Annotated in this window: 19 protein-coding genes and 1 tRNA gene; 7 read left to right on the forward strand and 13 right to left on the reverse strand. The window is 60.5% G+C overall.

Going from position 1 to position 19853, the window contains the following annotated elements:
- Window positions 1-56: 56 nt before the first annotated feature.
- From ESZ00_RS00005 to mazG, 5 genes are all read right to left on the reverse strand, one after another.
- The gene (locus ESZ00_RS00005; protein ID WP_129206143.1) at window positions 57-434 is read right to left on the reverse strand and encodes a YncE family protein; all 378 of its coding nucleotides are present in this window, start codon (window positions 432-434) and stop codon (window positions 57-59) included.
- Between the two features lie 544 nt (window positions 435-978).
- Window positions 979-1052 (reverse strand) — tRNA-Gln (locus tag ESZ00_RS00010).
- Window positions 1053-1176: 124 nt separating this feature from the next.
- A complete protein-coding gene (gene menC, locus ESZ00_RS00015) occupies window positions 1177-2298 on the reverse strand; it encodes an o-succinylbenzoate synthase (protein ID WP_129206144.1) in 1122 nt (373 codons plus the stop codon).
- Window positions 2295-3179 (reverse strand): GNAT family N-acetyltransferase, encoded by an 885-nt coding sequence (locus ESZ00_RS00020; protein WP_229740846.1) that lies wholly within the window; start codon window positions 3177-3179, stop codon window positions 2295-2297. The genes menC and ESZ00_RS00020 overlap by 4 nt, the downstream gene beginning before the upstream one ends.
- A 26-nt stretch (window positions 3180-3205) precedes the next feature.
- On the reverse strand, window positions 3206-4144 hold the full coding sequence (gene mazG, locus ESZ00_RS00025) for a nucleoside triphosphate pyrophosphohydrolase (protein WP_129206145.1): 939 nt from the start codon (window positions 4142-4144) through the stop codon (window positions 3206-3208).
- Window positions 4145-4257: 113 nt separating this feature from the next.
- On the opposite strand from mazG, the gene ESZ00_RS00030 reads away from it, so the two are divergent.
- Window positions 4258-5082: a prepilin peptidase gene (locus tag ESZ00_RS00030; protein WP_229740847.1), complete on the forward strand. Its 825-nt coding sequence runs from the start codon at window positions 4258-4260 to the stop codon at window positions 5080-5082.
- Window positions 5083-5092: 10 nt separating this feature from the next.
- Here the strand turns inward: ESZ00_RS00030 and ESZ00_RS00035 are convergent, their stop codons facing one another.
- Window positions 5093-5614 carry a DUF1569 domain-containing protein gene (locus ESZ00_RS00035; protein WP_129206146.1) on the reverse strand — a complete coding sequence of 174 codons (522 nt, stop codon included), beginning with the start codon at window positions 5612-5614 and terminating at the stop codon, window positions 5093-5095.
- Between the two features lie 151 nt (window positions 5615-5765).
- On the opposite strand from ESZ00_RS00035, the gene ESZ00_RS00040 reads away from it, so the two are divergent.
- The gene (locus ESZ00_RS00040) at window positions 5766-6332 is read left to right on the forward strand and encodes a hypothetical protein (RefSeq protein ID WP_129206147.1); all 567 of its coding nucleotides are present in this window, start codon (window positions 5766-5768) and stop codon (window positions 6330-6332) included.
- A 13-nt stretch (window positions 6333-6345) separates the two neighbouring features.
- Here ESZ00_RS00040 and ESZ00_RS00045 read toward each other — a convergent pair whose 3' ends face one another.
- Window positions 6346-6987, reverse strand: a complete 642-nt coding sequence (locus ESZ00_RS00045) for a tetratricopeptide repeat protein (protein WP_164981254.1) — start codon at window positions 6985-6987, stop codon at window positions 6346-6348.
- A 72-nt stretch (window positions 6988-7059) separates the two neighbouring features.
- Between ESZ00_RS00045 and ESZ00_RS00050 the strand changes: the two genes are divergently transcribed.
- Window positions 7060-7521 (forward strand): SET domain-containing protein, encoded by a 462-nt coding sequence (locus tag ESZ00_RS00050; RefSeq protein ID WP_129206149.1) that lies wholly within the window; start codon window positions 7060-7062, stop codon window positions 7519-7521.
- A gap of 127 nt (window positions 7522-7648) precedes the next feature.
- Here ESZ00_RS00050 and ESZ00_RS00055 read toward each other — a convergent pair whose 3' ends face one another.
- On the reverse strand, window positions 7649-8215 hold the full coding sequence (locus tag ESZ00_RS00055; protein ID WP_129206150.1) for a GNAT family N-acetyltransferase: 567 nt from the start codon (window positions 8213-8215) through the stop codon (window positions 7649-7651).
- 77 nt (window positions 8216-8292) lie between these two features.
- Here ESZ00_RS00055 and dnaX point away from each other — a divergent pair, with 77 nt between their 5' ends.
- The 4 genes from dnaX to ESZ00_RS00075 all read left to right on the forward strand — a co-directional run bounded on the left by dnaX (window position 8293) and on the right by ESZ00_RS00075 (window position 12346).
- Window positions 8293-10440: a DNA polymerase III subunit gamma/tau gene (gene dnaX, locus ESZ00_RS00060; RefSeq protein WP_129206151.1), complete on the forward strand. Its 2148-nt coding sequence runs from the start codon at window positions 8293-8295 to the stop codon at window positions 10438-10440.
- Window positions 10441-10455: 15 nt separating this feature from the next.
- On the forward strand, window positions 10456-10779 hold the full coding sequence (locus ESZ00_RS00065; RefSeq protein ID WP_129206152.1) for a YbaB/EbfC family nucleoid-associated protein: 324 nt from the start codon (window positions 10456-10458) through the stop codon (window positions 10777-10779).
- Between the two features lie 66 nt (window positions 10780-10845).
- On the forward strand, window positions 10846-11835 hold the full coding sequence (locus ESZ00_RS00070; protein WP_129207828.1) for an MBL fold metallo-hydrolase: 990 nt from the start codon (window positions 10846-10848) through the stop codon (window positions 11833-11835).
- Between the two features lie 28 nt (window positions 11836-11863).
- A complete protein-coding gene (locus tag ESZ00_RS00075; RefSeq protein ID WP_129206153.1) occupies window positions 11864-12346 on the forward strand; it encodes a MarR family winged helix-turn-helix transcriptional regulator in 483 nt (160 codons plus the stop codon).
- Between the two features lie 40 nt (window positions 12347-12386).
- Here the strand turns inward: ESZ00_RS00075 and ESZ00_RS00080 are convergent, their stop codons facing one another.
- The 5 genes from ESZ00_RS00080 to ESZ00_RS00100 form a co-directional block, all read right to left on the reverse strand.
- Window positions 12387-13040, reverse strand: coding sequence for an alpha/beta hydrolase (locus tag ESZ00_RS00080; RefSeq protein WP_129206154.1), 654 nt, complete (start codon window positions 13038-13040; stop codon window positions 12387-12389).
- A complete protein-coding gene (locus tag ESZ00_RS00085; protein WP_129206155.1) occupies window positions 13037-13990 on the reverse strand; it encodes a ring-cleaving dioxygenase in 954 nt (317 codons plus the stop codon). The genes ESZ00_RS00080 and ESZ00_RS00085 overlap by 4 nt, the downstream gene beginning before the upstream one ends.
- Window positions 13991-14155: 165 nt before the next feature.
- Window positions 14156-15445, reverse strand: coding sequence for a TolC family protein (locus ESZ00_RS00090; protein WP_229740848.1), 1290 nt, complete (start codon window positions 15443-15445; stop codon window positions 14156-14158).
- 8 nt (window positions 15446-15453) lie between these two features.
- Window positions 15454-18594 carry an efflux RND transporter permease subunit gene (locus tag ESZ00_RS00095; protein ID WP_129206156.1) on the reverse strand — a complete coding sequence of 1047 codons (3141 nt, stop codon included), beginning with the start codon at window positions 18592-18594 and terminating at the stop codon, window positions 15454-15456.
- On the reverse strand, window positions 18595-19647 hold the full coding sequence (locus tag ESZ00_RS00100) for an efflux RND transporter periplasmic adaptor subunit (RefSeq protein ID WP_229740849.1): 1053 nt from the start codon (window positions 19645-19647) through the stop codon (window positions 18595-18597). It abuts the gene before it with no gap.
- Window positions 19648-19853 lie beyond the last annotated feature (206 nt).

Raw genomic sequence — 19853 nt, forward strand, 5'->3', positions numbered from 1 at the left:
GCTGCAAGTCAAAGAGGGAGCAACTCCTATTGCTCCCTCTTTAATTTGCGTGAAGCTTACTTTTCATTTACGACAGTCAGGATGGGAGTGTTTGCTGAGGGAGCTACATAGACCTTTTGTGTCACCGGGTTTACTGCCAGGAAGAGACTGGAGACCGGCAGCGTCGCAGTCACTGCATTGGTCTTTCCGCTAATGATCCCGACAGTATTGGACTGGCTGTTCGCTACGAAGATGAGGTTGGTCCCGAAGTCAACATCAATACCGAGGGGTGCATAGCCAGCTGAGATCGTAGCATCGAGTGTCCCACTCTGATTGAGAGCTCCGACCGAGCCGGACTCTGGATAGCTGACAGAATTCGCAACATACACGTTGCCGACAAGCGGATTCACGGCAACTCCGAAGGGCTGAGCACCGAGCGAGATGCGCTGTTGCACGCTCAAATTCTGGATGGCTTGCCCGCTGATTTAGACCGAAGAGATAGTTCGTGTAGCGCAGCGGCGATCGGCCTCGGTATTTCTGAACCAGAGCCAATGTTCGTCTTCGACCGAAATCCAACTTGGCGAAGGGAAACCTGGGGAAGAATAAGCGCTTTAATGGCGCAGATCACGGCGCCCTCGATTCAACGCACTTTTTTCAGGAAGCAAACTGGAACGAGGATCGAAAGCAGCAAGCTTCCACAGGAAGTAGACACTACCTTTCCCTGAAGGAAAGCTCGGCGGAATCTGCTCAGGCAAGCCACTCCGATCGGCCTTGCGTAATTGGGCCACGAACAGCTTGGTGATAGAGTTGCGTCTCATCCCTAGCTTGAAACTGAGAGTCAGGCAAACGCAGTAAGATGATTACCGTTGGAAAACGCCGCTCCCAACTTCTAACCTGAATTCAATGACTTGCCAATGCGAGTATATACAGATGCGGAGGCCGCACAGGGATTCGAATCGACTAGATTATCTTATTTATTTTCTATGACTTAAAAAAGATTGGTTGCCCCCCAGGGATTCGAACCCCGATATGCTGAGTCAGAGTCAGCTGTCCTGCCGTTGAACGAGAGGGCAATTCTGTGAGAGGCGCCTCACCGAATCTCTTCGGGATGCGCACTTTCTAAAGTGTAATGGGGAGCGGCTTTCCGGTCAATTGCCACCCCCTATTTATTGAGGAAAACTCCTCATTCCATGCTTTTTAGGCCAATGCCAGCGCGCGTATTTCTTCTTTACGGACGGTCAGCCGCTCGACCAGATCTTCGCGCACGGCAAAGCCCCGGCCCGGCTCCGCAGGAACCACGATCTCGCCTTCCGCCGACACCGTAACTTCGGGCTCGATGATGTCTTCCTTCCAATAACGCTTCGAGGCCGACACGTCGCCCGGCAGACTGAAGTTCGGCAGTGAGGACAATGCGATATTGTGCGAACGGCCGATGCCGCTCTCCAGCATGCCGCCGCACCAGACGGGAATACCCCGCTCCTGCGCCGCGTTATGGACTGCAATCGCCTCGCTGAATCCGCCTACACGCCCATTCTTGATATTGATGATCCGGCACGACTCCATCTCGATCGCCGCCAGTGCGTCGCGCCGGTTACGAATCGACTCGTCCAGGCAGATCGCCGTATTCAGCTGCTTCTGTAGCAAGGAGTGGAAGTAGAAGTCGTCATACCAGAGCGGCTGCTCGATCATCAGCAGGTTGAAGTTGTCCCACTCGCGAATATGGTCAGCGTCCTTCAGGCGATACGCGGAGTTCGCATCGCAGCTCAGCACAATATCGGGCCAGCGCTTGCGCACAGCCTCGAAGACCTTCGTATCCCAGCCCGGCTTGCACTTCAGCTTGATGCGCTGATATCCAGCCGCCAGCTCTTTTTCGATCTCCGCCAACTGCCGTTCGAGCGTCGGCTGAATACCGATCGAGACCCCACATGGAATGGTCTCCCGGCTACCGCCAAGCAGTTCCGCGAGGGCGATTCCGCGCACCTGCGCCTCAAGATCCCATACTGCGTTCTCAAGCGCTGCCTTGGCCATACGATGCCCACGCACCTGCCTGAAGAGCGAGGGGATCTTCCCCGCATGCTCCACTTCGGTCGAAGCCAGCACCGGAGCCAGCTCCTGCGTCATCACCAGCCATGCCGTATCGATAGTCTCATCTGAGAAATACGGATGCTCCCCGGCGACGCACTCTCCCCAGGCCGTCAACCCCTCCGATTTCAGCTCCACCAGCAGCACGCGACGATCCGTCGTGACGCCGAAGCTTGTCTCAAAGGGCTGCACCAGCGGGATATGGAGCTCGCGCAGATAGATGGCATCAATTCTCATAGAGGTCTCGCTTCTCCGGATTTTCCTGCATCCTGAGCCTGAGGAAATGGGTCTAGCCTGAAGATACCGTCACCGTTTTCGCTGCGTTCAAATCCCACCACCGCGAGCCCGCGCGAAAACGCATCGAGAAACCGCCCGCGATTCTCTTCCTGCACTTTCTGAGCACGATCCAGAGAATCCGCCGCAGACTTCCACTCTCCGATGGCGCGCGGAACCACGATCGTTTCCGCAGCGTCGTTTGTGGGCAGGTTCACACCGCCCAGAGTCGCTATCACGCGCGGAGAATCCAGGTACCATTCGGCAACAAGGCGATCACTCGGAAGTCCAGCCTGGAGACGAGAAGAGGATACACCATAGAAATTCGGAATATAGCGGCGAACAATCGCACCCAGCCTATGGATGTTGAGAAAAGCGTTTTTAATCTCCAGCGGATCAAAGGTCCACTCCATATTACGAATGCCCCGCGAAAGCGCTTCTTTTCGCTGGAAGAGCTTGAGCCGCCTCCCCATCCCGTCGTTCCGATAGGCCGCTCGTACCGCCAACATGTGGGAGTGGAGATAGGCCTCGGGCTCGCCGGAGGCGTCCGGGTGCACGCCGGGCATAGCCATGGCAAACCCGGCAAGGCTCTTCGCCTCCGCTTTCCCTGTCAGGCTAAGATCAAATGCGCCAATCACTTGACCACCAATAGCTTGAGCAACGGTAAAAGAACGCCGGGGAATGACATCGCCATCCGCATAGCCCCATGTCTCCACCTGCAACGCTACGCATGCATCCAGCTCCTCGAAGCCCAGACAGCTGCGCAGCTCAATTTCTCTCCCATCCCTGGCCGCAAAGACCTCGGACCCTTCTGCCAATGTACGGATGCCTGGCATGCCGATCATTCTTCCTTCCGTTGTAAAAGCCTTCCCTATTCGGGCTTCCGTTCTGCTTCCTTGGCGCTGGCCCACAATGCCTCCAGCTCTTCCGGCGACCGCTGCTCAAGCCCATTGCCATCTGCAGTTTCCATTGCCGCAAAACGGCGCCGGAACTTCGCATTCGCATCGCGCAAGGCCAGCTCTGAATCTACCTTTAGATGCCGGGCCAGGTTCGCGGTGGTGAAGAGCAGGTCTCCCAGCTCTTCCGTGACAGCGTTGCTGTTCTGCGGAGTCCCGTCAGGTGCCAGTTCCGCTTTCAGTTCGCTCATCTCTTCCTGCAGTTTGGCAAAGAGGCCGGAAACCTCCGGCCAGTCGAAGCCCACCTTTGCCGCCTTGCTGCCCAGCTTCGCGGCTTCGCTCAAGGCCGGCATCGCGCGTGGAACCTCATCCAGGCGGCCATGCCCTGCAGGCCGATCCTTTTTCTCCCGCTTCTTGATCTCTTCCCAGTTGCGCAGCACTCCGCCTGCATCGATGCCCTCGACCGTAAGGCTCTCTGCGCGGTTTCCTGCCTGCGCCGCCGCCTCTTCGCCAAAGACGTGAGGATGACGCCGCACCAGCTTGCGATTGAGGTTGCCGATGACGTCGTCAATCGAGAAGTGTCCTGCCTCCGAGGCCATCTGAGCATAAAAGAGCACCTGCAGCAGCAGATCGCCGAGCTCATCCTGCAACGACGGCCAGTCACGCCGCTCAATCGCGTCGAAGACCTCATAGGTCTCCTCCAGCGTGTATTTCCGGATCGAATCGAAGCTCTGTTCCCGGTCCCATGGACATCCATCCGGCCCGCGGAGCCGGGCCATGATCGCGACAGCTTCGGTGAAACTCTCGCCTGGAATCGGTTCAGACTTTTGCGCAGGTCCAGCCGCTCCGGCCGGAGCCGGTACCAGGTCTGCGCTCTTCGCCGGATCACCGGCCACAGGCTCAGGGAAAGGCATTACCCAGAGTTTAACCGAGGTGCTGACGCTCAAGAGTTTGTCAGGAACAGAGCCTGCGATCAGCCCACTCCGGCGATACGGCTATACTGACCCCGGTGTCTCCCTTCCTTTCGATGGCTGCCCGGATCGTTTCGACGATCGTTCCAATGATCGCCCCGACGATCGTCCCGATCTTTACCCTGCTCTTTGGCCTCGCCTTCGGCAGCTTCCTCAACGTCTGCATCGCCCGGCTCCCGTGGCATCGCTCCATCGTCCACCCGCCGTCGCATTGCCCGGGCTGCAAGACCCCCATCCGCTCCAGGGACAATATTCCCCTGCTCAGCTACCTGATCCTGCGCGGACGCTGCCGTGCCTGCCGCACACCGATTTCCTGGCGCTATCCGGCGGTAGAACTGGCCAATGCCCTGCTCTGGCTCGCGTGCCTTCTTCAGTTCGGCCTGACACTGCAAGGTGTCGGCATGGCCGTCCTCTGCTTTCTTCTTCTCGGCCTCGCAGTCATGGATGCGGAGACACTCCGCCTGCCAGATGCCTTCACCCTGCCGGGTATCGCGCTTGGCCTTGCATGGACCGCAGTCACCGCGCCGACCGGCTCGCGTCTGGCAACAGTGCTCCATGCTGCGCTTTGGAGCTTTGCCGCAACCGTCCTGCTTCTTGCCATTGCTCTTGGCTATCGCGCTGTTCGAGGACGCAGCGGTCTGGGGATCGGCGACGCCAAGCTGCTCGCCATGCTTGCCGCGTGGCTCGGTCCAGCCAGTGCGCTGCTGATTCTTTTCCTTGGCGTCGTGATGGCGGCGATCTATGGGTTCGTTCTGCTCGTAAGCCGGCGAGCCAATGCAACCACCCGCATTCCTCTCGGAGCCTTTCTCTCGCTCGCCGCCCTGTATGCCATCTTCGCCGGGCCGGACACCATCCACTGGTACCTGCACCTTTTCCTGTAGAGCCCGGGCGCTATCCGCGCAGTGCACGCGTGATCCGGTCCAGCTGCCCGAGGTGATGCCTTCCATGGACAAAGTGAAACCGCCGCCATTGCCTTGCCGTCATGGGACCGAGCATAAAATGCGGTGCAAAGACCCGATCTCCGAAGACCGCTTCACCGCGCGTCAGTCCGATATCCAGCTGTAATAACCGCTCCCGGAAGCGATTGCACAGCTCCCTGCCACCGGCCTCCGGCAAGACCGATTGTGGCCGTACAAACACCGGAGCCTGCACACCACGCGGCATCCATCCCAGGCCAAGCACCACCCGCCTGACGATATGTTCCCGCAGCGAAGACCTGCGCCCTGTCGCCCGCTCCCGCGCGCAGTACTTTTCCACCAGCGCGAGCGTCTCTCCGTAGGTCAACAGAAGATGCTCCACCACCTCCTGCCGGGACCAGCCCGACGACGGCGCATGCATGCCACATTCCGCCGCGCTCAGGCTGCCGAGCCTGACTTCCACTTGTGTCGTTAGCCACGCGAACGAAGCATCCACGCCCGGACTCTACGCTCTCCCGATACGGCTGTCGACCGCCGCATCGTCTATCATCCTGAAAGCACGATCGAGGTTCCGGTGCTCCAGGCAACTCCGCCCCCACGGTGCGTTCCCGCTCGATTGGTCCTGTTCGATTGGTAAGGAGCTTTCCGTGGTTTTGCTGGTCACACGTTCTTCGGAATTCGCAGCCGCATGGCAGCACTCGAAGATGTATCTCCAGGAAACAGGCATCGCCGTCCGGAGCCATCTCACCCTGCTGCTGGTGCTCTGTATCATTCCGGCGTCTCTGCGCGTTTACCTGCATCTGCGCACCCGCCCGGCGCAGCGCTGGGAGATCAATCTTTCCGAAGCTCTTATCACCGCGTGGCGTGTGCTGCTCTGCGCCGTCTGCATCTGGGCTATCAGTACGGGACATCAGTGGCACACGTTCAAGGAGCGTCTCTTCATGCCCGACCAGCTCGAGCTCGCTATGCAAAAGCTCGGCCTGAACCTGGGCGGAACGCTCTATGTCCTGCTCTGGGAGCTGCTGATCTTTGCGTTAGGAATGTGGCTGGTCCACCAACTGCTTTCACTCGCCGCGGACCTGCTTACCCGCAACGGCTATCGCGGCGGACGCCCGGTGCGCCGCAAAGCCGTTGCCTCGGCATTGCGGAATCTCATCCTCGCCCCGCTCTCCGTACTCTATGTGGTTGCGCTGATTCGGCACGCATTTTCCTGACAGGGATACAGCCCTACTTCGGCGCCGCGCCCAGCTCTGCCAGCGCCTTACGCGCATCCCTGGCCTTCTTGCCATCCGGAAACGCATCGAGGTAGATGCGGTAGTTGTCCACAGCCTCCTGCGTATGCTTCAGCCCCTGCGCCGATTTCGCCAGACCGAGCACCGCATCCGCATTGCCAGGATCCACCTCGGTGGCTTCCTTGTAACGTGCGTACGCCCCCTGGTAGTCACCGCGGGTGAAGTAGAAACCGCCTACTTTCACGTCTTCTTCCGCCATCTTCGGGTTGTGGATGAATCCCCCCGCTCCGTCCGAGATGCGGTTGGTGTTGTCGAGCGGCGATGCCACGCCGGCAAAGGCGCTGCGGCTCGAAGAACTGCCGTCATCGGTCTTCACCGGAGCTTTCGCACTCTCCGGCGCATTGGCCTCGGCCGCAGCTTTTTTTGAGATCGCTTCAGGGAACGGGTTGTCTGCCGCCGTGCTCGGCTTCTTTGCGGCGGCATCCGGCGTCTGTGCCGGAGTGTTTGCGGACTGCGAGGAGGAGGACGTGCTCTGTTGATCCTGATTCTGCTGTTGCGCAAACGCTGACGAGCCCAGAGCTACCCCCAGCAACGCGGACCACAGCACGCCATCACGGATTCGCAGGCATGGATTCATTTCTCTTCTCATCCTCTTTCAGTTTAGACCTTTGTCCTCTGCAAAGGGCTGTATACTCGGCCCAGAATCACCATGCCGCTGATCATCCGCTCTTCCTCTATCCATGCCGCCGGATGCTACACCACCGAGCCGATCCGCAGGCGCACCCGCATCGTCGAGTACACCGGCCCACGCATTTCCAAAGACCGCGCCGACGAAAAGTACGAGAACTCGCCGACCACCTATCTTTTCGGCCTGGGCAAAGGAGAAACCGTCATCGACGGCTTTGGCCTGGCCATGTTTATCAACCACTCCTGCGATCCCAACTGTGAGACGAAGGAAGTGAGGGGGCGCGTCTACATCTTCGCCCTCCGCGACATCGCCTCCGGCGAAGAGCTCACCTACGACTACAACCTCTACGATGGTGATGAGGACGAAGCTTACTGCAACTGCGGCGCACCCACCTGCCGCAAGTCCATGTATTCCCACGAAGAGCTCAGCCGTCGTGCCCGCGCCGCCAAGCGGGCGGCGGCGAAGAACAACGCTTCGGTTTAGGAATAGGGGATAGAACCCCGGGTGCCCCATGTCTCGCTTTTGAGACATGGGGTTTTCTCTGATCGAGGGGAAGAAACACATCCCGCGACCGAAGAGATCTTTGGAGCACCAGGCAACCGCCTACACCCTATTCCCTGTCTGTCTTCCCCATTCTCACAATCGGCAGCGTTAAACCATCCCCCAATTCCAGCTCTATCCGCCCTGTTTCTTCATATCCCCAGCGCCGATAGAGCGGCACCCCGGTCAGCGTCGCTCCCATCTCGAAACGCCGAAAGCCTTCCGCGCGCGCCGCATCCTCGCAATACTGCAGAAGAAGTGATCCAATGCCCTGCCTCGCCCAATCCGGATGGACGAAAAACGCCCGGATACGCGCCGCATCCACCGCCGGATCGAGCAGGCTCGCATCCCGGTCCGGACGGCGATCCGCGCCGAAGAGCGTCTGACGCCGGCTCCAGCCTCCGCACGCCGCCATCACCTCCGGCTGCGCCTGCGGGGAGACGACAAAATATGTCCGGTCGGCGATAAGCTGCGAATCCACGCCAAGATGCACCCCCACCGCCGCATCGCGCTGCGCCTGGGAGTAATCCCCGGCCTGCAACCCATGGACAGAAGCCTCGATCAGCGCCTTGAGCGCCGGAGCATCTGCTTCCGTGGCCACGCGAATCGCAAACCCTTTGTCGCTCTTCTTCTCCATTGCGTCCTCTTTCCCTGCTCCGTCCGGCGTTGCTTCCTCAGCCCCGCCCGATACAATGAACCGTTACCTTTTTCCCGATGGCTTATCAGGTTCTAGCGCGCAAATACCGCCCCCAGCGATTCTCTGACGTCGCCGGGCAGGATCACGTCACCCGTACCCTGCTCAATGCCCTGTCGCAGGGACGCATTGCCCATGGCTATATTTTCTCGGGTCACCGCGGCATCGGCAAAACCACCATCGCCCGCATCCTGGCCATGGCACTCAACTGCCGCCGCGAAATCGGCTCGCCGGAGCGCCCGACGCCGGAGCCTTGCTCTACCTGCGAGTCCTGCACCGAGATTCGCCAGGGCAACGCCGTGGACGTGATCGAAATCGACGCCGCCACCAATCGCGGCATCGATGAAATCCGCGAGCTGCGCGACGCCGCCCGCTATCGGCCCGCCCGCGACCGCTACAAGATCTACATTCTCGACGAGGCGCACCAGATCACCGATGCCGCCTTCAACGCGCTGCTCAAAACCCTCGAGGAGCCGCCCGACCACATCGTCTTCATGATGGCGACAACGCAGCCGGAAGACATCCCACAGACCATCCGCTCGCGCTGCCAGCACTTCAGCTTCCACGCCGTCCGCTTCGACGATATTCTCGAGCAGCTCCGTGCCATCTCCGTGCACGAAGAGGTTGGCGTAGAGGATGCCGCGCTGGCGTTGCTTGCCGAAGCCGGCGACGGCTCCATGCGCGACGCACTCTCCATCATGGACCAGGCCATCGCCTCGGCCCCCGTTATCGACGGCCGCCCGCAGCTCGATGCCGCGCAGATTCGCGAGCTGATGGGCTCGGTCCCCAACACCATCTTTGAAGGTTTTCTCGAAGCCATCGCCGAAGGCCGCACCGCCGCGCTCATCGAAGAGCTGAATCGCCTGCTCAACGCCGGCAACAGCCCTGCGCAGATCGCCCGCCAGTTCGTCCGCTACCTGCGCAACACGCTCATGGCTCGCATCGACGGCGAGCAGTCCGAACTGCTGCAGATCTCCGCCGACGAGCGCGCCCGCGCCGCTCGCTCCGCGCTGCTCTTCTCCGAGGAAGACCTCACCCGCTTCCTGCAGATCACGCTGCGCACCTTCGACGAGCTCAACTATCGGCAGGAACAGCGGTTTCACCTCGAGCTCGGACTCATCAAGCTGGTGCATCTCACCCGCCTGCTGCCGGTCGAGGAATTCCTCAGCAAACTGCCGCCCGCAGGCTCCACAGCAAGCCTTCCGCGCACCGCGGCCGCCGCGCGGCCGGCTCCTGCAGCTCCGAGGCCCGCAACTCCGGCACCAGCCCCTGCGCTGCGCCCAACGGCTCCTCAACCGGCGGCGGCACGACCGGAAGAGCCGGCTCGCCCCGCTTTCTCACCCTTTGAAGCAGACCGCTCGCGGAAAATGACGAGTGACGCCGGCTCCGGACCTTCTATCGAAGCTCCCAGCCAGCCTGTCATCGCATCGCAGGTCCGGCCTATCGCGGAACCACCCGCGCGGCCGATTCTCGATGCCCCCCCCGAGCCGGTCATGGCACCTGCGCCGGCACCGGTCAGCAACATCGCCGCCGTCCTGCCCGATCCGGAGCCCGAACCGCTCACAGCTGCCCCCATCGAAGCCCTGCGCCCCACATTGGAAACGCGTCCGGAGCCGGTCGCCGTGAGCACGGTTGCCGCAGCTCCCGAACCTTTCGCCGTTGCGCTTCAGGAGGAAGACGAGCCCGGCCGCGCCCCTGTCGGCAAAGCGGAAGTAGAGTCCCCTCTGACCAATGGAGCCCTTGCCCTGGCGCAGGAACCGTCTTCCTCAGTAGACATGGCCCTTATTCAGGACACGGTCTGCTCCGCGCTCGACGCCCAGGGACACAGCACCGCATCCGTGCTGCTCTCCTCCGGCCAGTGGCGTGAAAAAGGCGACACCATCGAGGTCGAAGTCGGCATCAAGAAGACAATGCTTGGCCTCACCATGAATGCCGAAGCAGAAAAGATCTGTAAAGCCGCGCTTCGCGCCATCGGCATCAACCACAAGCTGACCTTTATCCACGGCGAGGCGAAGGCGCCCGGCTCCGGCCCACGCCCCGCATCCACGGCCTCGGCCGCAAGGGGCAGCATCCAGTCCATCGCTCTCGAGAACCCGCTCGTCAAACGGGCGCAGGAACTCTTCAACGCAGAGGTGCGCAGCGTCCTTGACCTGCGCCCAGGAAAGTAAAAGAGGCAAAACGCAGTGAACCCCTTCAAGCTCCAGGAAATGCTTGGCCAGGCCAAGGAAATGCAGGAACAGATGCAGCAGAAGCTTGCCCAGTCCGTGGTCGAAGGCTCCTCGGGCGGCGGAGCCGTGACTGTCCGCATGAACGGCAAGAAAGAAGTCCTCAAACTCTCCATCGACCCCTCTGCCGTCGCCGGACTGGGCAGCGCAGCCGATATCGAGATGCTCGAAGACCTCATCACCGCCGCCTTCAACGAGGCCGGCCGCAAGGCCGAAGAGATTCTCAAATCCAGTATGTCGGGCATGCTCGGCGGTCTCAATCTTCCTCCTGGACTTTTCTGATCGCCACTTCCGCCCGGAAACGCATCTATCTGCCCAGAGAGTGTGCGCACGAGAGAGCTGAAGCCGATGACGACACGACGCCACTTCCTCATCCAGACCGCGATTACCACCGGAGGCCTTGCCTTCGCGGCGTCGCGCGCATGGCCGCAGCAATCCGGAGCAGGCCATCCGCCGGCCAATCCGGCAGCGAACACCGGAGCCGCGGCTGCCGGCCTTATCGCCACCATGCGTACCAACGCGCGCACCACACCGATTCACAGCACCCGCCTCACTGACACGATCTACCTGCTGCAGGGCGTAGGCGGCAACATGCTCGTGCACCTCGGCCCGGATGGCAAGCTGCTCGTGGACTCCGGCATCGCCACCGCCACGCCCCAGCTCAAGGAACAGCTCGCAAAGTTCGATCCGCATCCGCTACGCCTGCTCGTCAATACGCACTGGCACTTCGACCACACCGACGGCAACGCCGCCATGCACGATGCGGGAGCCTTCATCCTCGCGCATGAGAACACCCGGGTACGGCTCTCCTCCGCACAGCGCGTAGAGATTCTCAACACGACATTTCCCCCCGCGCCCAACAGTGCTCTTCCCCAGGAGACCTTCGGGGATCGCGAAACGCTCTACTTCGACAACGAGCCCATCGACCTCGTCCACGCTCCGAATGCCCACACGGACTCGGATATCTTTCTCCACTTCCGTAACAGCAACGTCGTCCAGACCGGCGACCTCTGGTTCAACGGCATGTACCCGCTCATCGATGCCAATAGCGGCGGCTCCATCAACGGCATGATCCGCGGCGTCGATCAGCTTCTCCAGATCGTGGACGAGAAGACGAAGATCATCCCCGGTCACGGCGCGCCGGGTGATCAGTCCGCGCTCTCCGCATATCGCGACATGCTCGCCACCGTTGCCAATCGCATTGAAAAGCTCAAACTCGCCGGCCAGTCGCTCGCGCAGGTCATTGCCCAGCATCCGACTGCCGATCTCGACGCCACCTGGAACAAAGGCATGATGACGCCAGAAATGTTCGTCACCGTGGTCTACAACACGCTTTAAGCGCACCCGCGCAGAGAAACTGAAAACGATGTCCGACGCAACAGCCAGCAAGAAGGAAGAAGTCAGCGCGCCGCGCCTCTGGGTGAACCTCGCCCGTGCCTACGGTGCTCTTGCCGCCTTTGTTCAAAGTGCGGTGGAAAAGGAAGGCCTCGGACTTACCGACTTCATGGTTTTGGAGGTCCTTCTGCACAAGGGGCCCATGACCATCTCGCAGATCGGCTCCCGCGTGCTGCTCGCCGCTCCGTCGATGACTGCCGCCATCGACCGGCTCGAGCGCGAAGGCTACGTCGAACGCAGAAACTCCGAAGAAGACCGCCGCATCCGCCGCATCGAACTCACAGGAAAAGGCCGCGGCTTCATCCAGAAGCTTTTCCGCCGCCACAGCGAAGAGCTCGAAGAGGTCATGAACGTGTTAAGCACCACGGAAAAGACCCGCCTGCGCGCCTCGCTGAAGAAAGTAGGGTTCAGCGCACAGGCAGCAACGGAACGGATTCGCGCACAGGCAAAGTAACGGGCATCCCACGTCTCGCATGTGAGACGTTGACAACAAACTACACCCTATCCCTGTACCCTGCCTCCAGAAACTCCTGCGCCAAACCAATCTCGGCAGCCGACACCGTGTGCGAACGCCCAGGAAAACGCTGCGCCGTGACCGCCGCGCCCATCTCACTGAGCACCGCGGCCGACTCTTCCACCCGGCTCCACGGCACATGCGGGTCGGGATCGCCGCTCAGCAGCAGAGCAGGCGTCCCGGCAAGCGATCCCGCATGACGCAGATCACTGCCCGGCTCGCCGATCAGGCCTCCAGTGAAGGCGATCAGTCCCGCATACCGCGCCGGATGGCTGGCGACAAACTCTGTCGCCAGGCACGCACCCTGCGAAAAGCCCGCAATCACAATCCGGTCCTCGCCGATGCCGCCGCGCTTCACTTCCTCGACGATAGCTGCCAATTTCTCCAGAGCGGAGGAAAGCCACGGCTCATTCTGCGCCCGCGGGGCAAGAAACGAATAGGGATACCAGGTGTGATTCGCTGCCTGCGGCGCAATCATCGCCAGCGACGCTTTTCCTATCGCCGCCCCCAGTCCCAGAATATCTTCGGCGCTCGCGCCCCTGCCATGCAGCAGAATCAGCGCGCCCTTCGCCGAAGCGAGCCGCGCGCCGGCGGTCAACACCGGCGCGCCTCCATGCCATGTCTGCGTGCTCACGCCCGCACCTCCTTCGCTGTTCCGAGCTTGATTGCCGGCAGCCGCTGCTCGATCTCCTCGCGATGCTTCTCCAGCCACTCCGGCAGCTTCAACGTCTGCCCCAGCGTCTCCACCGGCTCATCCGACAGGAAGCCCGGCGGGTCCGTCGCCAGCTCGAAGAGCACACCACCCGGCTCGCGGAAATAGATCGAGTGGAAGTACGTGCGGTCGAGCACCGGCGTCACGTTGTAGTCCCGGGCTAACTCGCCGCGCCATACCAGCTCATCCTCGTCATCGCGCGTCCGAAAGGCGATGTGGTGCACCGTCCCTGCACCCATGTGTCCATAGTTCGCATTCGGATCACGCTTCAGATCGATATGCCGTCCCAGCGCATGGCCTGGCGCAGTAAACCGCACCCGGTCGCCCTCTGTTGCCGCCTTCGCAAATCCCATTTGCTCCAGCAGACGGCTCGTGGCTTCCAGGTTCCGCTCCAGCAGAGTCACGCCGAAGAAGCCGCGCAGCGCATGCTCTGCCGGAACATCCGCGTCGCGTGAGGCTCTCGCTTCCGGCGCTTCGGGGTCCTCCACGATCTCGATCCTCATGCCATCCGGATCGGGAAAGACCAGCACGCCGCTGCCGAAGCGCGTCTCTTCCTCAAAGAACTGCCCCTTCGTGGCAAGCCGCTCCCTCCAGTAGCTCAGCGAACCCACCGGCACAGAGAAAGCAGTATGCGAGACTTCGCCCGCTCCGGCCTGTCCGCGAGCCGCTCTCGGCCACGGGAAAAACGTCAGGATGGTCCCCGGCGTGCCCGTATCGTCTCCGAAATAAAAGTGATACGTCCCCGGATCATCGAAGTTTACGGTGCGCTTCACCAGACGCAGACCCAGCACCTCGCGGTAGAAATCCAGATTCTGCTGCGGTTGAGAAGCAATAGCTGTTACGTGGTGCAGACCTGCAATTGGTTTCGGCATAACTCACTCCTTCGCTATCAATTGATTCGATATCGAACAAAAAGATTCATGCCCCCAAGGAACCCACTTCTATCTCACTGACTCCAAACCATATCGATACTCACGCAAAAAGAGAATGGCCGCGAGAAGAACCCGCGGCCATCATTCTTAGGAGGATACAAGCACCTACGGCGCAACCTCTGTCGCCGTAACATAGCTCAGCTGGTGGATCGCCAGCCACGTCTGCGCATAGGCCGTCAGCGCATTCAGCTGTGTCGCACGGTTATCCTGCAGCGCATTCAGATAATCCAGCAGCCCGATACCGCCATGCTCATACGCAAACTGCGCGATATCGAGCACATCCTTGGCCAGATCGGTGTAATGCCCGTTGTAGCGGTCCGAGAGCACCTTCGCAGCCACATATCCCGCCCACGCCTGGTCCACATCCGAGTACACCTGTGCACGCGCCGCATCCACGGCAAAACGGCTGGCCTGCGCCTGATATTTGCTGGTTTCCTTATTGCCCTGGTTGCGATCGAAGATGCGCAGCGGGATGCTGATGTTGAAACCGACCGAGCTGTCCGTGCCCGCACGATCGTATTCGCCCTCGAGCGTTGGATCTGTCGTGCCGTTCGCATAGGCCAGCTTCACATTGGCGTCCGCCACGCGCACCGCATCCATCGCCGCCTTGTAGTCCGGCCGAGCCTGCAGCGCCCGCTGCTCCAGCTCTTCCATCGTCAGATTGAAGGCAGGAGGAATGATGTCGCCCGCCACATCGAAGTTATCGCTGACCTTCTGGTAGCCCATCAGCGTCTGCAATTGATAGCTGCTCTGCTTGACATTCATCTCGGCATTCGTCTCATCCGATTCGAACTGCGCCAACTGCAGCTCCAGCCGCTCATAGTCAAGCTTTCCGATATCGCCGGCCTTGTAGCGTGTCTCATTGATATCGAGCTCGTGCTGGTAGTCCTTCAGGTTGTCCTGCGCCAGCTTCAAAGAAGCCTTGGCCAGCACCAGGTTGGTGAAGGCCTGCTTCACGGCGAGGATCGTCTGCTGCTCCTGCAGAGCATACTGGTCTCGGGTCTGGTCGGTCGTCGAGCGCGCGCTATCCAACCGCCACCGGCGCTTCTGCCCACGCTCGAACAAGCGCGATACCTGCGCACTATACGTATACGGGTTCGACGAATTGGCATCCAACGTCACATCCTGACCCGCGATGGCGAATGTCGGATTCTGCCGCACGCCGGCCTGAATCTCCTGCGCCTTCACCGAGAGCAGATTCTGCTCTGCCGACAACAGGTTGGGGTTCTTCGACTTCGCAACATCCACGACCTGCTGCATGGTCATAGGCGTCACAGGCGATGCTGCGGCTGACTGCGCTATCGCCAACCCTGATGTCAGCAGAGCCATGCCGGCTACCGCGGTAAGTCTCTGCGCCGTCTTCCCTGCGCGACGATTTGTCCTGCGTTCCTGCATTCCCATCCTCAGTTCTCGAACTCCGTTTCCGGATTCGGCAGCACGTCGCCGTCGCGCGCAATCCACACGTACAGCGTTGGCAGCAGGAAGACGTTGATCGCCAGCGCCGCAATCAGGCCGCCCACAATCACAATGGCAAAAGGCCTCTGTGAATCGGAACCGATACCGTGCGACATGGCGGCAGGCAGCAGGCCCAGGGTGGCCACCAGCATCGTCATCATGATGGGACGAAGCCGCAGCACCGCGCCTTCCACGGCCGATTCTTCAATACTCCGTCCGCGCACGCGCAGCTGGTTGATGTATTCGAGCATGATCACACCCGTCTGCACCGAGACACCGAAGAGCGCGAGGAAGCCAACGCCGGACGAGACACTGAAGTTCGTATGCGTGAGCAACAGCGCCAGCATGCCGCCAAGCGGAGCCATGGCCACGTTGCCCATGATGAGCAGCGCCCATTTGCCCGACTTGAACATCGTGTACAGAATGATGAAGATCAACAGGATCGTGATCGGCAGCACCAGCATCAGCCGCTTCGACGAGCGCTTCTGGCTCTCGTATTCACCCGCCCAGTCGTACTTGTAGCCCAGCGGCAGCTTCACCTGCTTGTTGACCTTGTCGATCGCCTCTTCCACCGTGCTGCCCAGGTCGCGGCCGCGCACACTATACTTGATGGCCACATACCGCTGGCCTTCTTCGCGATAGATCTCCTCCGCGCCATCCTCTGTTTTCACGTTGGTCAGCTGCGCCAGAGAAACCCGTTCTCCCGAAGGCGAAAGGAGCCGGATATTATTGATGGCCTCACGCGTATCGCGATACTTTGGCTGATAGCGAACGACGAGATCATAGCGAGCCTCGCCACGCAGCACCTGGCTCACTGCGTTGCCGCCCACCGCGGTCTGAATCGCATCCTGCACATCGGCCACATTGATGCCGAAACGCGCCGCAGCCTCACGATTCACGGTGTAGTTCAGGTTCGGCTGTCCAATCACGCGGAAGAGGCCGAGGTCGGCCACACCGCGCACCTGGCTCATCACGCTCACCACCTGATCGCCCAGCGCTTCGAGCGTCTTCAGGTCATCGCCGTAGATTTTCACTGCCAGCTCGCCCTTTACGCCCGAGACCGCTTCTTCCACGTTGTCCGAAATCGGCTGCGAGAAGTTCCAGATCACACCCGGCATCTTCTCGAGCTCGCGGTCCATCGCGCCGATCAACTCTTCCTTATTTTGGTGGAAGACCGGGCGCCACTGATCCTTCGGCTTCAGGTCGACGAAGTATTCGGTGTTAAAGAAGCCGGTCGTATCCGTACCATCATCCGGTCGCCCAACCTGGCTCACCACCTGCGTCACTTCCGGAAACGCCGCCAGGACGATACGGGCCTTGTCTACAACCTGCACGCCTTCGCTCGGACCCGTGCTGGGAGCCAGCGTGCCGCGTACCCAGATCGCGCCTTCATCGAGGTGCGGAAGGAATTCCGATCCGATCACGCCGCTGAAGGCCAGGAAGGCCGTCACGCACAGCGCCACCACAGCGGTACCCACCGTCACATAGCGATGTTCCACCGCCCACGTCGCCGACGCCCGGTAACGCTTCGTCAGCCACGTCATCACCGGGTTGTGCCATTCCTTGGCGCCCTTGGTAAACAGGATGCTCGAAAGCACCGGCGCCAGGATCATCGAGAACAGCAGCGCGCCGAGCAGCGCGAAGGCCACCGTCCACGCCATCGGACGGAAGAGCCGTCCCTCGACGGCCTGCAACGTGAAGATCGGAAGATACGCAGTGATGATGATGCCGATGGCATAGAACACCGGCCTCTGCACTTCATGCGCGGCCTCGCGGATCTGCTCGAGCACCGTCGTCGGGTGATCCTTGGTGCGATGTCCCAGATGGCGCACGATGTTCTCCACCATCACCACCGCACCGTCCACCACCATGCCGAAATCCAGCGCTCCGAGCGACAACAGGTTCGCCGGAATGTGCCGCAGGTCCAGGCAGATGGATGCGAACAGCAGCGCAAACGGGATAGTAATCGAGACAATCAGCGCGCCGCGCACGTTACCGAGGAAGAGAAACAGGATCACCACAACGAGGACAATGCCCTCAGTCAGGTTGTGGAGCACGGTGTGCGTCGTGTAATGCAGCAGGTCGCTGCGATCCAGAAACGGCACCACCTTCACACCCTTGGGCAGAATGCGATGATTCAACTCATCGACCTTGGCATGAATCCCATCGAGCACATGGTCGGAGTCGTCGCCCTTCTGCAGCAACGCGATGCCTTCCACGGTGTCGTTGTTGTCGACGATGGTTCCATCCGGGCGGTGCGTCGACTTGCCGATCTGCCCCAGGCGGATCTTCGGTCCCTGCACCACGGTGGCGATATCGCGCACCCGCAGCGCCGTGCCCGACTGCGTCTTAAGAACGGTGTTTTCGATGTCCTCAACGCTGCGAACCAGGCCCACTTCGCGCACGTTGACCTGCTGCTGCCCCTGCTCGATGAACTCGCCGCCGGAGTTGATATTGTTCGCAGCCAGCTGCTGTTCTACCTGGCTGATGCTCAGCCCATACGAAATCAACTTGTCCGGATCGACCTGCACCTGGTACTCGCGGGTCATGCCGCCGAAGCTCGAGACATCGACCACGCCCGGCACGGACTTGAACTGCTTCTCCAGCGTCCAGTCTTCGATCGACTTCAACTCCATGTTGTCGTACATGGGGTTGGTGCTGGTCACCGTGTACCAGAAGATCTGACCAACCGGGCTCCAGTCGGTGCCCATCTGCGGTTGCAGACCTGCGGGCAGATTCACCTGGCTCAGGCGCTCAAGAACCTTCTCGCGATTCCAGTCATTCACTGAATCGTCATCGAAGATCATCATCACGTCGGAAAGGCCGGCCAGCGAGAACGAACGCAGATGGCTCATGTGCGGGATACCCGCCATCTGAATTTCGATCGGAATGCTTACCTGCTGCTCAACCTCTTCGGCTGCCTGCCCGGGCCACTGCGTAATCACTTCGACGTAGTTGTTGGCTACGTCCGGATACGCCTCGACCGGCAGATTATGAAAGGAGACAATGCCCCACGCGAACAGCAAAATCGCGGCGCCGAGCATAAGCCAGCGGTTATTCAGTGCAAAATCAACAAGTCCGCGAATCATTTATTGTTCGGCCGTATTCTGGAGTTCGAGAGCGTTGGAGACAACCTGCTGCCCGGCGTTCAGCCCGGATTCAATTTCCTGCAGATTCCCGGGGAGCATCGGACCGGCCTGCACGGCAAGGCGCCGGAAGCTGCCGTCTCCCGCAGGCTCATAGACCCAGTCGCGATCATGCAGATGCAGCACTGCCGAAGCCGGTACCGCCGCCTTCTCTTCCGCGGTGTGTCCATGGAAGGTCGCCGTGGCGAACATGCCGATCTTCATCAAGTTGCCAGGATTGTTTACCTGGATACGAACCTTGGCCGTGCGGATCGAAGGATCGAGCACCGCTCCAATGTCGCTGATCGTGCCGCTGAGAGCATGGTCTGGATACGCGTTCAGCTTGATGTCTGCCGCCTCTCCCAGGTGCACCGTGGAGAGGTCATTCTCGTATACGTCGCAAAGAATCCATACGTGGGAGAGATCGGCGATGGTCAGCGCGTTGGCCGAACCGGAGTAGGTCATACCGGCAGTTGCTGCCTCGGTCACATTCTGCTGAATGATGTAGCCGGAGGCCGGAGCATACACCTTCACGGTCGCCCCCGGATGGCTGGGGTCTACGCCCAACACCTTTAATTGCTGATCCGCAGCGGTAAGGTCCGCCTTGGCGTCATCCTCGCCATCCTGCGCAATTTCGAGCTGGCTGCGGGCAATCGCGCCCTTGTCGAAAAGAATCTTCGCCCGCTCCAGCTGTGTGTTCGCCAGGTGCTCGTCGTTGACCGCTTTCAGATACTGGTCATACCCATTCGAGATATCGGTGCTCTGTACTTCCATGAGCAGCTGCCCCTTGCGCACATAGTCACCAAGCCGCACATGCAGTGCCACCACGCGGCCGGAGGCAATCGAAACCACCGGAATCTCACGGGAAATATCCGGATTCACCGTTCCAGTCACATTCAGCGTCGAGGTTGCCTGATGGGATACCGCGCTCACGAGCTGAAAGCGCTCGGGGCGGTCCACATGGATCAGTCCCATGCCTTCGTCATGAACGACGGTCGCCGTCGGAGGCGCCTCCAAGGCAGGATCGCCCTGCTTCTTCCCGCAGGCTGAGAGCAGAAGTGTTCCCAGAAGCGGAAAAAGAACGAATGTCCGGTTTGTTGCCTTGTACACAAGCCTCCACGGTGCGCCGGATATGGCGCCGCCTGAATCACACCCTAGTCGGAAAATCGTAAAGAAACTACACGGATTCCTAAAGATTCTAGACGATGCAAACTATCTTTTAG

The organism is Silvibacterium dinghuense, assembly GCF_004123295.1.
In the GTDB taxonomy this organism is placed as follows: domain Bacteria; phylum Acidobacteriota; class Terriglobia; order Terriglobales; family Acidobacteriaceae; genus Silvibacterium; species Silvibacterium dinghuense.